11 protein-coding genes are annotated in these 14,686 nt (G+C 61.7%); 6 read left to right on the plus strand and 5 right to left on the minus strand.

Annotated elements, in window-relative coordinates; all coding sequences use genetic code 11:
* The first annotated feature begins 63 nt into the window (after positions 1 to 63).
* Entirely contained in the window at positions 64 to 1,068 is a 1,005-nt protein-coding gene (locus PYR71_RS00710) for an MBL fold metallo-hydrolase (protein WP_275617864.1), read from the plus strand.
* A gap of 29 nt (positions 1,069 to 1,097) precedes the next feature.
* Here PYR71_RS00710 and PYR71_RS00715 read toward each other — a convergent pair whose 3' ends face one another.
* Together PYR71_RS00715 and PYR71_RS00720 are read right to left on the minus strand one after the other, a co-directional pair.
* Positions 1,098 to 1,850 carry a crotonase/enoyl-CoA hydratase family protein gene (locus PYR71_RS00715; protein ID WP_183918821.1) on the minus strand — a complete coding sequence of 251 codons (753 nt, stop codon included), beginning with the start codon at positions 1,848 to 1,850 and terminating at the stop codon, positions 1,098 to 1,100.
* A 31-nt stretch (positions 1,851 to 1,881) separates the two neighbouring features.
* The gene (locus tag PYR71_RS00720; protein ID WP_275617865.1) at positions 1,882 to 3,657 is read right to left on the minus strand and encodes an acyl-CoA dehydrogenase family protein; all 1,776 of its coding nucleotides are present in this window, start codon (positions 3,655 to 3,657) and stop codon (positions 1,882 to 1,884) included.
* Between the two features lie 210 nt (positions 3,658 to 3,867).
* Here PYR71_RS00720 and PYR71_RS00725 point away from each other — a divergent pair, with 210 nt between their 5' ends.
* Positions 3,868 to 4,863, plus strand: a complete 996-nt coding sequence (locus PYR71_RS00725; RefSeq protein ID WP_183918717.1) for a transporter — start codon at positions 3,868 to 3,870, stop codon at positions 4,861 to 4,863.
* A gap of 282 nt (positions 4,864 to 5,145) precedes the next feature.
* Positions 5,146 to 5,409 carry a DUF982 domain-containing protein gene (locus tag PYR71_RS00730; protein ID WP_275617866.1) on the plus strand — a complete coding sequence of 88 codons (264 nt, stop codon included), beginning with the start codon at positions 5,146 to 5,148 and terminating at the stop codon, positions 5,407 to 5,409.
* 111 nt (positions 5,410 to 5,520) lie between these two features.
* On the opposite strand, the gene PYR71_RS00735 is transcribed toward PYR71_RS00730, so the two are convergent.
* Together PYR71_RS00735 and PYR71_RS00740 are read right to left on the minus strand one after the other, a co-directional pair.
* A complete protein-coding gene (locus tag PYR71_RS00735) occupies positions 5,521 to 5,976 on the minus strand; it encodes a BA14K family protein (RefSeq protein WP_275617867.1) in 456 nt (151 codons plus the stop codon).
* Positions 5,977 to 6,117: 141 nt separating this feature from the next.
* Entirely contained in the window at positions 6,118 to 7,362 is a 1,245-nt protein-coding gene (locus PYR71_RS00740; protein WP_183918714.1) for an aromatic ring-hydroxylating oxygenase subunit alpha, read from the minus strand.
* A gap of 400 nt (positions 7,363 to 7,762) precedes the next feature.
* Here PYR71_RS00740 and PYR71_RS00745 point away from each other — a divergent pair, with 400 nt between their 5' ends.
* The 3 genes from PYR71_RS00745 (at position 7,763) to PYR71_RS00755 (ending at position 10,872) form a co-directional block, all read left to right on the plus strand.
* Positions 7,763 to 8,371 carry a DUF6656 family protein gene (locus PYR71_RS00745; RefSeq protein ID WP_275617868.1) on the plus strand — a complete coding sequence of 203 codons (609 nt, stop codon included), beginning with the start codon at positions 7,763 to 7,765 and terminating at the stop codon, positions 8,369 to 8,371.
* 61 nt (positions 8,372 to 8,432) lie between these two features.
* Positions 8,433 to 9,407, plus strand: a complete 975-nt coding sequence (locus PYR71_RS00750; protein WP_275617869.1) for an L-threonylcarbamoyladenylate synthase — start codon at positions 8,433 to 8,435, stop codon at positions 9,405 to 9,407.
* A 31-nt stretch (positions 9,408 to 9,438) separates the two neighbouring features.
* On the plus strand, positions 9,439 to 10,872 hold the full coding sequence (locus tag PYR71_RS00755) for an FAD-binding oxidoreductase (protein ID WP_275617870.1): 1,434 nt from the start codon (positions 9,439 to 9,441) through the stop codon (positions 10,870 to 10,872).
* A 190-nt stretch (positions 10,873 to 11,062) separates the two neighbouring features.
* Here PYR71_RS00755 and PYR71_RS00760 read toward each other — a convergent pair whose 3' ends face one another.
* Entirely contained in the window at positions 11,063 to 14,386 is a 3,324-nt protein-coding gene (locus tag PYR71_RS00760) for a DUF1217 domain-containing protein (protein ID WP_275617871.1), read from the minus strand.
* Positions 14,387 to 14,686: the final 300 nt, after the last annotated feature.

Below are 14,686 nucleotides of genomic sequence, written 5' to 3' on the forward strand. Positions count from 1 at the left end.
ATTCAGATTTCAAGCCGACAGGCTTAAAGTCATCCTATCCCCGGCCAGGGAAACCGATTCCGAATGCGCAAGACCAAAAGACGCAATCCCTACTATGGGGGCCCAGTGTCCGATCACTTCGACGGCACGTACTTCTTCAATCCCGAAGGTATCGAGCCGCTTGGTTTCCGCGCGCTCTTGCGCTGGCAATTCGGCGGTGGCCGTGCGCGCTGGCCACGATCGGTTCCAAGTCCATTTGCGGCCGCCAAGCCGGTTCCCCGCGTCGACGGCGAGGATCTGCGGGTGACGATGGTTGGGCATGCAACCATGCTCGTGCAGGTCGCCGGTCTCAATATTCTCACCGACCCGGTGTGGTCGGAGCGGGTCAGCCCCTTCACCTTTGCCGGACCCAGGCGCGTCGTCGAACCGGGCATTGCCTTTGATGATTTGCCGTCGATCGATCTCGTGCTGGTATCGCACAATCATTATGACCATCTTGATATCGCAACACTGAAGCGCTTGCATGCCACGCATAAGCCGCTTGTCGTGACGCCGCTCGGCAACGACACGATCATGCGCCGTGCCGTGCCCGGTCTACAGACGACATCGATGGATTGGGGCGAGCGCATCTCGCACGCCGGAATAAGCATCGATGCGGAGCCTGCCCACCATTGGTCCGCCCGCGGCGGCGCCGATCGCCGCATGGCGCTCTGGGCGTCGTTCGTCTTGTCGACGCCAGCCGGCAAGATCTACCACGTCGGCGATACGGGCTTTCACCACGGCATCAATTACAAAGCGGCACAGCAAAAACATGGCGGTTTTCGCCTGGCCACCTTACCCTTCGGCGCCTATGAGCCGCGATGGTTCATGAAAGGGCAGCACCAGAATCCTGAGGAGGCCGTGGTGGGGATGAAGCTGGCAAATGCGGCCTATGTGGCGGGGCATCATTTCGCGACGTTCCAACTGACGAATGAAGCGGTCGACGCGCCGGTAAGAGCGTTGCAAGAGGCGATGAGAGAGCACGATATTCCCTCGCACCGCTTCCGGCCGCTCAGGGCCGGCGAAGTCTTCGATGTGCCGCCGGCCTGATCGGTATCCATCTGGTACTTCGGCAGCGCTCAGCGGCGCATGAAGGCTTCGAAGGCCGCCCGGGCCTCGGCGCTTTTCAGCCGCGTGGCGAAATGGCGGGCCTCGACATCGATGCGGGCGATGACCTCTTCCCGGGAGCCGCAAATGAGATCGCGGGCGATCTTCAAGGCTTCCGGCGGCTTGGCGGCGAGTTTCGTGGCCGCGGCAAGTGCGGCATTCTCCACCTCGTCCGGCGTCGTGACCTTCCAGATGAGGCCGGCCTCGCGGGCTTCCTCGGCGCTAAAGGCCTCGCCGGCGGCCAGCATGGCAAAGGCGCGCTGGTGGCCCATGATGCGCGGCGCGATCAGGCTGGAAGCCGCTTCCGGCACCAAGGCCAGGTCGACGAAAGGCGTGCGGAACTGGCTGCGGTCGGAGGCGATCGTCAGGTCGCAGTGCAGGTTGAGGGTGGTGCCGATCCCGATCGCCAGGCCGTCGACCCCTGACACCAGCGGCTTTTCGGATCTGGCGAGCGCGTAGAGGAAATCGATCAGCTCGTCTCCCATGCTGCCGCCCATTGCAGTGGCAAGAAAATCGCCGATGTCGTTGCCGGCTGAGAAGCTGCCTTCGGTGCCGAGAAAGACCGTCACCCTGATATTCGCGTCCGCATTGGCAGCGGTGAGCGCATCGGTCATGGTGCGATACATCGCCCGTGTGAAGGCGTTCTTCTTTTCCGGCCGGTTGAAGCGAATGAGCTGAACGCCGGGATGGGCGGAAGGCTGCTCGACGATGATATGGTCGGTCATTAGGTTTTCCTCAGGTGTCATCGGGATCTCCTCAGGCGAGCAGGATGCGGGCGGCGGCGAGGCTCGCCGCGCCGTTGACGACCCGGTCGCGAAGGGCCGCGGTCTCGGCAAGCAGGTTTTCAGCGGTGAAGCGGCAGAGCGCGATGCGGCCCTCGCCTTTGCCGTCGCCGCTTTCGGCCAGAGCACCCTTGGCGAGGTAACAGCCGGTGAGCACCAGGCCGAACAGGCGCTGATAGGGGGTGGCGCCGGCAAGCGCCTCGGGAGCCCTCCCATCGGCAAGCGCTGCCAGAAGCCAGGCAGTCGTCTCTTCGAGATCTGAAATCGCGGCGTCAAGTCTGGCGGCAGTCTCACCGAGGCCGTCGAGATTGGAGCGGCTGACGGCCTCGGCGATCGCCTGCAAGTCGGCGATGAAGCCCATAACCTGATCGCCGCCGGAAAGCGGCAGCTTGCGGGTGACGAGGTCGATCGCCTGGATGCCGTTGGTGCCCTCATAGATTGGGGCGATGCGGGCATCACGCAGATAACGCGCCGCGCCCGTCTCCTCGATGAAGCCCATGCCGCCATGCACCTGAATGCCGAGCGAGGCGACCTCAACGCCGGCATCGGTTGAAAACGACTTGGCGATCGGCGTCAGAAGCGCGGCGCGCTCCTGCCAGTGGCGGCTATCGCCTGCCCGGCGCGACATGTCGATCGCATGGGCGCAGGCATAGGAGATGGCGCGCGAACCTTGGGTCAGCGCCTTCATGGTGAGAAGCATACGGGCAACGTCGGGATGTTCGACGATCGGGCTCATGCCGGCGCCGGTCGAACCCGGCGCCCTGCCCTGCGTGCGCTCCCTCGCATAGGCGAGTGCCTTCTGGGTGGCGGCCTCCGAGATCGCCACGCCCTGCATGCCGACGGCGAGACGCGCATTGTTCATCATCGTGAACATGCAGGCGAGCCCCTTGTTCTCTTCTCCCACCAGCCAGCCGATCGCGCCTTTTTCGCCGCCGAACCGGCCGTCGCCATAGATCATCGTGCAGGTCGGCGAACCGTGGATGCCGAGCTTGTGCTCCAGCGAATGGCAGAAGAGATCGTTGCGGGCACCGAGAGAACCGTCGTCGTTCACCAGGAATTTCGGCACGAGAAAGAGCGAGATGCCGCGTGTGCCGGCCGGCGCATCCGGCAGGCGGGCCAGCACCAGATGGATGATATTGTTTGCCGCGTCGTGCTCGCCCCAGGTGATGAAGATCTTCTGACCGAAGATGCGATAGCTGCCGTCGGGCAGGCGTTCGGCGCGGGCCTTCAGCACGCCGAGATCGGAGCCGGCATGCGGCTCCGTCAGGTTCATCGTGGCGGTCCATTCGCCGGACACCATCTTTGCCAGATATTTGTCTTTCAGCGCGGCACTGCCATGCGCGCTGACCGCCTCGATGGCGCCCATCGTCAGCGTCGGGGCGAGCGCAAAGGCCATGGATCCGGAATTCCACATTTCCAGCGCCGCGACATTCAGCATGTTGGGCAGGGCCTGGCCACCGAAGGCCGCCGGCGCCGTCAGGCCATTCCAGCCGCTGGCGATCCAGCTGCGGTAGAGATCGCGCCAGCCATCCGGCAACCTGACTTCGCCGTCGACCATGCGGGCGCCCTGGCGGTCGCCGATGTCGGCGAGCGGCGCCACCTCCTCTGTGGCAAAACGTCCCGCTTCGGAGAGGATCGCGTCGACGAGATCTTCGCCGAGATCGCCGAAAAGACCGTTCGACAGCGCCTCGCCCATATCCGCTACATGCTTCAACGTGAACGCGATTTCCTCGACGGGCGCCTTATACATGCTTTCTCCTCCATGGGACCGGCCCGCACCTCGCGCAAAGCCCCTCCGAGGCAAAGGGCTAATTGATTTTTACGTAAACGTCAATTTCGATTTCCCTGCCTGCCGTGCGATAGTTTACCCGCCCTGGCGGTTTGCTCTTGCACTGTCGCATAAATGGACGTCATGGAGAATTTCTAGAATGATATCGCCTTCGCAAAGGACCGGCGAACAATGGATACATTGCCCGTCAACATCCCCGGTTTCGTCTGGGCCTATCGTTTCTCGCCGGATGAAAAGACGGCGGTGCGGCTGAACAATAGCGCGACGGTGGCGGATCTGACCGCTGACAACGGTTTCTACTGGCTGCATCTCAACCTTGTCGACGCCCGCGTACCGGCCTTGCTCGAGACGTTGGACGGGCTGACCGAGGATGCGAAATCGGCGCTGACGACACATGACACGCATGCGGCGATCACAGTCGACGAGCAGATGCTCTACGGCACGCTGGTCGACTGCCAGCGCGATTTCGCCCAGGACACCAACAATCTCGGCTGGCTGCATTTTGCCATGTCCGACCGCTTCATCATCACCACGCGGCTGCAGCCGCTGCGCAGCGTCGAGCGGGCGCGCGGGCTGATCGAGAAGAACCCGGGCAAATTTGGGCGGCCGGTCGATCTCTTCGAACTGCTGGTGATCGAGTTTCAGCGCACGCTGATCGCCATCGTCATCGAACTCACCGAAGAGCTGAACCAGATCGAGGATATCGTCTACGACAACGCCCCGCGCGACGAGCGCCGCCGGCTGGCGCCGGTGCGGCGAACCGTGGTGCGGCTGCATCGCCATCTGCGCACGGTATTGGCGCTGATGCGCCGGGCGGCGGCGACCGATGAAGACGAGATGCCCTTCGGCTTCGACGACGTGGCGCGGCGGCTGACGAGCCGGCTGGAGACGGTCGACCACGATATCTATGCGCTGCAGGACAGGGCGCGCCTGCTGCACGAAGAAATCGATTCGAAACAATCCTCCGAAACCAACCGCCACCTCTATCTGCTGTCGATCATGACCGCCTTCCTGCTGCCGCCGACGCTGGTGACCGGCTTCTTCGGCATGAACACGGCAAACCTGCCCTTCGCCGTCGGCGACTACGGCACGGAATACGCCGTCGCCCTGATCATCGCTTCGATCGTCTTCGCCTGGTGGCTGCTGAGGCGGGTGAATATCCTTTGAATGTGAGATGTGCGCGGTGGGCGCCGCCGCCCTTTTCTCTACCATACATTGCAGCATCTATCACAGGGCTCAGCCCACTCTCCGTCATCCTCGGGCTTGACCCGAGGATCCATACCCGCTGCGGTGGAGGCCAGTGGATCCTCGGCTCAAGGCCGAGGATGACGGAGGATGGCGTAACGCTTCGGCCAAACTCACCGTAGGTGATGCTGCGCGTACCGCCACCTCGTCCGGAACGGTTCTTGCACGGTTACTAATATATTTACCGTGGGGAGACCTAATGTCATGAAGTGGTGCACATCCGGAGAGTTTGCCCCTCTGATGCTCGTTGTGAGTGGGCCGGAAAAATACAAGCTTGTCGCAACTCTCGTGCAGGCCGCCGAGATCCTGACCGTTGGCTGGCCAATCGACGATGGAGAAGAATACCTCACGGCAATTATGGCTTGCCGAGATGCAATACACGGGGAGATTCCGGCGCAGGCCGCGCGAGCAGCGCTTATCCGTGCCGCCGACGAAGCTGGCATTTCGGTAATCACTGTCGTTCACTAAGCTTCGCGGGCGACGTATTAGACGCAGAGCTCCCCCACCCTCCGTCATCCGAGGGTGGGTGATGTTCCGGCCAACTCTTCGATGCAACTCGCGTCGCGCCCTTGCCTCACCTCAATAGGGCGAATAGCACTGCTGGCGCGGGCCGTTATAGGGCTGGAACGTGTTGTCGTAGGCCCGATACGAGCGGTAACGGTTGGCACACCAGGCGACGTGCGCCGAGCCATAGCGCGGCGCGGGCGCAACGTAGCGCGGCGCAGCAATGACCGCGCCGGCGCCGAAGGCGGCGAGCGGGTACCAGTAACCGTTGTAGCGGCGATAGCCTGGACGGTAATAGCTGTAGCCGCGATAGCCGCCGTACCAGCCGGGGCGGTAATAGGCGCCGGGGCGATAGCCGGGCCGGTAATAGTCGCGACGATAATAGCGGCGGTATTGGACCTCCTCGACGGCGGAGGATTTCTCCATCTGCGGGGCGGTGGGCATCTGGATTGCCTGCGACGGGGCAAAGCCCGTCAGCACGACGGCGGCAGTGAGAATTGCTGTCGCGATTTTGCTTTTCAGCCCGATCATTCTTCTCTCCCATTCAACGGCGATCACCGCCTGCCACGCAACGCGCTCGTGGCTGAATGGTTCCGAAAGCAGCCGGGGACCGGCTGCTTTCCTGTTTTAGATCGGCCGACCTGAACCGGCCTTAATTGTTGGCGACATGCATCAGGCGACGGCGGAGATTTTCGCCTGGTCGCCCTGCAGGCGGTTCACCATGAAGTTCGAATACCATTCGAGGAACTGCATGACACCGCCCTCGTGCAGGGAAGAATAGGGGCCGGGCTCGTAGGCGGGCGAGTGGATGCCGAAGGCATTCTCTTCGACGATGCGGCGATCCTGATCGTTGGTCTCGGTCCAGACATGCGTCAGTTCCTCGAGATTGTAATCCACGCCCTCGACCGCGTCCTTATGGACGAGCCACTTGGTCGTCACCGCCGTCTCATTGGCGCTGAGCGGCAGCACGCGGAAGGAGATCGCATGGTCGCCAAGCAGGTGGTTCCAGGTCGTCGGATAGTGGAAGAGCAGCATGGTGCCTATATGGCTGATCGAGATGTCATCGGCAATCCGGCGCTTGACGGCCGGCTTGCCGGACATGGTGTAGCTCTCGGCATCCTCGATCAGCGGCATGCGGGCGGTGCGGAACTGACCGTCCGGGGAAATCTGGAACTTGCTCGGCAGACCGGCGGCCTCGCAGCGCGCCCAATGGCCGGCGATTTCGGGATCGTCGGCGCCGCCATCGGTGCCGGTGACGCTCGGCGCTTCAGGATAGGTGCGGCAGAGTTCCGGGTGATTGGCGGCGCAGTGATAGCACTCGCGGTTGTTTTCCCAGACGAGTTTCCAGTTGCCCTTCTCGATGATCGTGCTCTGGAAGGCGACCTTGGTCTCTCCGATCCGATGCGGCGCCATGTAGGGCTCGATCTTGTCGCGCACCGTCTGGAAATCCGGGGCGGTGTCGGCAAGGCAGATGAAGATATAGCCGGCCACGCTTTCGCAATGGACGGGCTTCAGGTTGAAGCCGGTCTTGTCGAAATCATCGCCCATATGGCGGGCGAAGGCGAGCTTGCCGTCGAGATCATAGGTCCACTGATGATAGGGGCAGACGAGACGCACGGAAGAGCCGTGCTCCTTGGTGCAGACGCGCGAGCCGCGATGGCGACAGCTATTGTGGAAGGCGCGGATGACATTGTCGCGGCCGCGGACGATGACGACGGGATAGCGGCCGATCTGGACGGTGAAATAGGCGCCCGGCTTCGGCAGCTCGCAATCATGGCCCATGAACAGCCAGTCGCGATAATAGATCATCTCCATGTCGAGCTGGAAATAATCCTCGTCGATATAGAACGGCTGCTCGAGGCTGAAGCCCTCACGGCGGTTCTTGAGCTGACGTAAAACGTTGCTGCGAATATCCATCTTCTGTCCTCGTGCACCCGGCTGCCGCCTTCAAGCGAAAGGCTATGGAAGCGCGCCTGCTTCCTTCTCCTGCGGGAGAATTGTTCATGGCGCCATTTAATCACCTGGCATTCCTGCCCCTTGGTTGTAATGCGACATCGGCTTCGAAATTGACGACAGGATGCGCCGAGGCTCAAGCGGCCTTCGCGGTCGACCCAATCGTTCGGCTCCGCAGGCAATTATCGTCATTTGCGACATCACGTAAAGACCGGATCGGCAAAGAGGCCACCCTCCGATATTGACGATTGTCGCGTTTGCGACATCGCTGGCTTCCGTCCGAAGCAGCATCCGCTTCTTAACGTCCCCTTAAGCATAAACTCCTACCCTGCTGACGACCCGAGACCGACGAAGCATGTACACCATGGCCAGACTCCGCTATTTCGACGCGAAAGAAATTAGCCGTCCGCAGGATCGGCAACCGGTCGCCGCGCACTCCGAATTCCTCCGCACCGGCCGCATTCCGCGCCAACGGCAGCACTGGCTGGCCGAGGAAAAGCGCTACCTCACCCACGACGAGGTCGCGGCAAAGACCGGCCGCAAGCTGCAGGTGGCCGGAGAGAAAACGCATCAGCACATCAACGGCTTCCACCATTCGATCCAATTTCCGAAGATGATCTTCCACCGGACGCTGCAGGACAGCCCGCATCTCGGCTATTGCCACGTCACCGCCTCAAGGACCAAATTCGCCCGTTACGAAGAGGTGAGCTGGGCCTTCTACATCGCCAATTTCTATTCCGACATCGGCGAGAACGACAACTTCTTCGAACGGATCGACGTTGGTTATTCCCGCATGTATTTCGCCGTCGCGATCAAAGCGGGCGAAGACTCCTCGGAGAAGATGAGCATCGACCGGTCGGTGCGCGGCAACGGCTTGCTCTTCCGCACCCATGACCCGCAGGCGGCGATCCGCAACGTCCTGCTGCTCGGCGCCCGCAACGAACAGCTGCGCGAAATCATCCGGCAGCTATAACAGCGATTGATCCGCGGCGGTGGAAAGCCTAATGACTGGCGGGATTAACTCCGGACAGCAGATGGCACGCATCATCGACATCAGGGAAGACAGGCAGGCGGCGCTCGAAGCGGCCTCAGCCGCTCTTTCCGACGGCTTTGCCATCGCCATGCCGACGGAGACCGTCTACGGCCTTGCGGCCGACGCCACCAATCCGGCAGCCATCACCCGCATCTACGAGACAAAGGGCCGGCCACGCTTCAATCCGCTGATCTGCCACATGGCCGACCTTGCCATGGCCGAACTCCATGCCGAGTTCGATCCCGTCTCGCGGGCGCTCGCCGAAGCCTTCTGGCCCGGCCCGCTGACGCTCGTGCTGCCGCTGAAGGCTGAAAGCCCGATCCATTCGCTGGCGACCGCCGGTCTCGACAGCGTCGGCGTGCGTGTGCCGAAGGGTTTCGCCGGTGCCCTGATCGGCGCCTTCGGGCGGCCGCTCGCAGCGCCTAGCGCAAATACGTCAGGCGCGATCAGCGCGACGAGTGCGGCCCATGTCGAGGCCGATCTCGGCGCGAAGATCCCGTTGATCCTCGATGCGGGCCCGAGCACCGTCGGCGTCGAATCGACGATCGTCAAGGTGGAGGGCGACCGGGTGAGGCTGCTTAGGCCCGGAGGCCTGGCGGCGCGCGAAATAGAACGCATCGCCGGCCGGCCGCTACTGCGCGCCAAAAAGGCATCGGCGGCCATCGAGGCGCCGGGAATGCTCGCCTCGCACTATGCGCCGGGCGCCAGCGTGCGTCTCAATGCGAGCGCGGTGGAACCCGGCGAGGCGCTGATCGCGTTCGGCGGTGCGGTGGTCGAAGGCGCGCGCCACGCACGCATCGTTCTCGACCTCAGCCCGCGCGGCGATCTTGCAGAAGCGGCGGCCAATCTTTTCGACTACATGAAGCGGGCCGATGCCAGCGGCGTTTCGAGCATAGCCTTTTCACCGATTCCGGAGGACGGACTCGGCGAAGCGATCAACGACCGGCTGCAAAGGGCGGCCGCCCCGCGCGACTGACAGACCGAGAGAAGCAAAGAGGATCGACCCGATGAGCAGCGCCATTTCTACCGATCTTCTCGACCGCTTCGCCGCCATCGTCGGCGACAAATACGCACTGCGCAGCGAGGCCGATCTGGCGCCGCATCTGATCGAAAACCGCGGGCTCTATCATGGCTCTTCCCCTCTCCTGCTGAAGCCCGGCTCGGTCGAGGAAGTCTCCGACATCATGAAGCTCGCGACCGAGACAGGAACGGCGATCGTGCCGCAGACCGGAAACACCGGCCTCGTTGGCGGCCAGACGCCGCGCACCGGCCAGGCCGATATCATCCTGTCGCTCGAACGCATGACGAGGATCCGCGATGTCGACCCGGTGGCGAACGTGCTTGTCGCCGATGGCGGCGCGATCCTGGCCGATGTGCAGAAGGCGGCCGAGGCGCATGGGCGGCTCTTTCCTCTGTCGCTCGGCTCGGAGGGCTCCTGCCGCATCGGCGGCAATCTCTCCACCAATGCCGGCGGGACGGCGGTGCTGGCCTACGGCAATATGCGCCAGCTCTGCCTCGGCCTCGAAGTGGTGCTGCCGACCGGCGAGATCTGGGATGGCCTGCGCCGGCTGAAGAAGGACAATACCGGCTATGACCTGCGCGATCTCTTCATCGGCGCGGAAGGCACGCTCGGCATCATCACGGGTGCGGTGCTGAAGCTGTATCCCCAGCCGCTCGGCCGTCAGGTGGCGTTCGCCGGCCTTCACTCGGTGCAGGATGCGCTTGCGCTTTTCAATCTTGCCGCCAGCTTCTGCGGCACCTCGCTCACCGGGTTCGAGCTGATGCCGCGCTTCGGCGTCGAGATCACCACCCGCCACATCGACGGCGTGCGCGATCCGCTGGAAGCGGATTACCCCTGGTACGTGCTAGTCGACATTTCGACATCGGATTCGGCCGAGACGGCGGAGCGGATGATGAATGGCGTGCTGGAACAGGGCTTCGAGGCCGGGCTGGTGCAGGACGCCGCGATCGCCGCCTCTGTCGCCCAGCAGAAGGCGATCTGGCATATGCGCGAGAGCATGTCGGATGCGCAGAAGCCGGAAGGCGGTTCGATCAAGCACGATGTATCCGTGCCGGTGTCGAAGATCCCGCATTTCATGGCCGAAGCGGAAAAAGCCGTGATGGCGGCGATGCCGGGCGCTCGCATCTGCGCCTTCGGCCACATGGGCGACGGCAATATCCACTACAATATTTCCCAGCCGGTCGGCGCCGACAAGGCCGCCTTCATCGCCCGCTGGCGCGAAATGAACCATATCGTGCACGGGCTGGTGCTCGCCCATGGCGGTTCGATCTCGGCCGAACACGGCATTGGACAGTTGAAACGCGACGAACTGGCGGCGATCCGGCCGGCGATCGAAATCGAGCTGATGCGCCGCATCAAGCGCGCCTTCGACCCCGCCAATATCATGAATCCGGGAAAGGTCGTCAGTCTCGACGTTTGAAGGTGACGGTCGCGGCAGCCCCTCGTCCGCCTGCCGGCACCCTCTCCCCGTAAAGGGGGCGAAGGGGATATTCCGCGACCTCTCCGTCCCGCCGCTGGCCTCTCGCGAGGCACGTCCCCTCGCCCCGTTTACGGGGAGAAGGTTAGGGTGAGGGGCAAATCATTGAAACCGAAAAGAATTAGGATTGCTATCAGCCGCCGCCGGTCAGGATCTGCAGCGCCGGCGATTGCTGGGTGCTGTTCTGGACGTCATACATCGCAGTGAAGCGCCGCAGCAGCTTGTCGACCTTCTTTGGATCCTGGAGATCCTCGAGCTTGACGAAACGATTGATGAGATCGGCCTGTTTGGCGACGTCCATGCCCGAGATCTGTGACGGCAGGCTGTAGGCTGTCGTGATCACCTGATAAAGCGCCTTGTCGCCGAGGAGCGAATAGATCGAGGTGATGCTGGAGGCCTTGCGGCTGAAGTAAAGCGCCAGACGAACGCCGTCATTGCTTTCACCTTGCTGGGTCTCCAGCGTCTGCTTGACGTAGAGCTCCTGGGTATTCTCCTCCGCCCCCTTGTTCTGGATCGTGCCGATCTTGGCGCGGGTCAGATTGCCGTCCTTGTCGAAGTTGAAGGCGGCGACGATGTCCTTGAAGCGCGCGTCGGCCTTGGTGTTCAGGTAGCTCTTCTTGTCGTCAGGATCTGAGGTGAAGATCTTCCTCAGCGTCGCCTTGTCGTAATCCTTCGGGTCGAGGTTGTTCGCCTTCAGCACCAGATCGGTCAGGCGGCTGTCGTCGAGGAAATCGTCGAGCGACTTCACCTTCGCCATGCCCTTGGCAAAATAATCGACTTCGGCGGTCGCGTCCTTCGACGCCTTGTCCTTTACCGGGCCAGCCTTCAGCAGCATGGTCATATGCGCTTTGTAGTCGGTGGCGTATTTGGCCATGGTCGCGTCGGGAAGCGCCTGGAAGGGTGATGCCGCCTTGCCGTCCGGGCCGAAGTTGAAGGCGCGGGCGAGATTGGTGATGCGTTCGTCCTTCAGCGAGGCGATATAGCCGTCCGGGTCATAGGCATCGCTAGTCAGGATCTTGCGCATCATCGAGCGCGGCACATCCTGGTCCGTCAGGCCGAAGGCCTGCAGCGCCACATGATAGGGATCCGGCAGATTGTCGTTGCTCCTGGTGAAATCGGCCGTACGATTGGTGCGCAGGAAATCATTGACGGTCTTGATGTCGGAGAAATTCAGGAGACTGCTGCTGTCGGCCATCATTCTCGAGTAGTTGTCGCCGACCTCGTCGATCGCCTCGTCGCGCTCGTCGTCATAGCGCGCCATATAGTTGTCATTGGTGGTCTGCGCCTGATCGGCCGTCTGCACCGAGCTGACGGGCGGAAGCGATCCATCGGCAGCGAAATTGAAATCGGCATTGAGATCTGCATGGCCGGCGGCTGCGGCAGCCGTCGCATCGGTCAGGATGCTCTTCAGCTCGGCGTCCGAGATGTCGAACGGTAGATTGTAGGTGCTCTTCAGGAAATTGGTGATGGCGGGATCGGCGATGAGCTCATCGACATTGGCGATCGTCGCCATCCGGGAAGAATAGTCGTCAGTGCGCGCTCCGGCGGCGATTTTCGTGTTGGTGATCTGGCTGGACGTCTGCGCAGCCAAGCCATCCTCGAGCGATCCGTCGGCCTTGAAGTTGAAGGCGGCGGAGACATCCGCATAGGTGCCGGTGCCGCTCTGATCGGTCAGGATGTTGCGAAGATCGACGTCGGTGACGGTGGACGGGATGCCGTAGGCATTGCGCACGAAGTTGTTGAGCTTCTGGTCCGCCAGCAACTGATCGACGTTCGAGATTCCGGCGATGGTCGACTGGTAATAGACGGCCGCATTGTCGGCCTTGCTTGTCGTGTTGGCGCTTTGGGTGGCGGTCTGCGTGGCATAAAGAGTGGCGACGGACCCGTCCGTCTTGAAATTGAAGAGATCGTGAACGTCGCTATAGCCCTGGGCGCTGGCCGCCGCTGGATCAACGAGGAAAGTCCTCAAGGTCGCATCGGAAACGCTGTCGGCAATCTGCATGCTGGTTCTGAGATAGCTGACCGCAACGGGATCGGACATGAGGTCGTCGACATTGGTGACATTGTCGATCATGGCGTTGAAGTGGGCGGCATTCGCCGCCGACTTGTCGGTCGTCGATGTCCGCTGCGTCTCGGTCTGGATCACCGAACCGTTGATCGAGCCATCCGCCTGGAAGTTGAAATCGGCATTGATATCGGCATGGCCCTGCGCGGCGGCATAGGCCGGGTCGGTCAGGATGTTCTTCAGATCGGCATTGCTGAAATCGGTGCCGAGCCCATAGGCATCCTTGATGTAGCGCGCCATGTTTGCGTCGGCGAGCAGGTCGTCGACATTGGTGATGCCGGTCGATTGCGAGGTCACCTTATAGTAGTTGGCGGTCTGCGACGCCGCCGACGACAGCTTGTTCGCCTGCTCGATCGTCCGCACACGCGCCGTGTTCGAGGTCGAACCATCCGCCTTGAAATTGAAGGCGTTGTAGACATTGGTAAAACCCATCAGCTGCGCATAGCTGGTATCGGTCAGGACCTTGCGCAGTGCCGACGCAGTGAAGTCGGCGCCCATGCTGTAGGCGGTCTTGATGTAGGAGGTCAGGCGGCTGTCGGCGACCAGGTCGTCGACATTGGTGATCGTGCCGATCTTGGCGGTATAATAGGCCTTGTTGTATTCGGCCGCCGTCTTGCTGACATAGACAACGTCGGAACCGACCGAATTGTCGATGATGACGGACTGGGAATTCAGCGTGTAGGTCTCGATGACCGAGGCCTTCTGTGCCGCCGTCTGCGCCGTGCCGTTGACGGTGCCGTCGGCATTGAAGCTGAACTGGGCGGCAAGCGCCTTGTACTTGTCGCCGCCTTGGGTGTTGACGACGCTGGCGGGGTCGCTGAGATCGCTCGTCAGCACCTGGCGCAGAAAATCCTTCGACGCATAGGTCGGATCGATCTTGAACGTCTTCAGCACATAGGTGCGCAGCCTTGTGTTGTTGACCAGATCGTCGACGGTTTGCACGCTGTCGATATTGTTGCTGTAATAGGTGCTCTCGGCGGCCGACGCCTTGTCGGCATCGACGAAGGACTGCTTGTAGAGGCCGATGAGCTCGTCCTCCTGGGCATCCGTCTGCACATCCTTCTCGGGTGCGTTGAAATTGAAGGCGGCGGCGAATTCGCGGTAGCGCGTATCGGAGAGCTTGTTGGCGTAGCTGTTGGGATCGGTGAGATCACTCTCCAGCACCTTCTTCATGAAGGCCTTGGCGTAGGTCATATCCTCGAGACCATAGGCCTTCATAGCATAGCTGTAGAGCTTGTAATCGCCGAGGAAGTCGTCGACCGAGGTGACCTTGTTGATATGGTCGGCGTAGTACTGCGCATCCTTCTTGACCGTCGCCTGCGACGCAACCTTGTTGAGGCTCGACGTCATATCCTTCGACAGGATCGAATAAGCGAGGGAAGCCGTAATCATCAAAAGCGCCCTTTTGGCAAAATCTCTAAAAGAACGACGAACTGCCGGTAAGCCCATTTTGCCACGCAAAACTTACCCGAGACTTACCTCTGGGTTGCGTCATTTCGGGACCGCACACCGTTCACCTTCCGGAAACCCTGCCGGATTCGGTTTTGATAACCATCAGGGGAGGCAAAGTTTTCTTAACCGCAATTTTTAAGCTGTACGGAAGGGCGCCCGCCTATTGTCGGCCATAGAGGACGAAAAGTCCCGAGGAGAAGACCGCAAACCGGCTCTCAGGTAAGACAAGGGTAGAATGAA

This window comes from Rhizobium mulingense (assembly GCF_029194105.1).
Lineage (GTDB): Bacteria > Pseudomonadota > Alphaproteobacteria > Rhizobiales > Rhizobiaceae > Rhizobium > Rhizobium mulingense.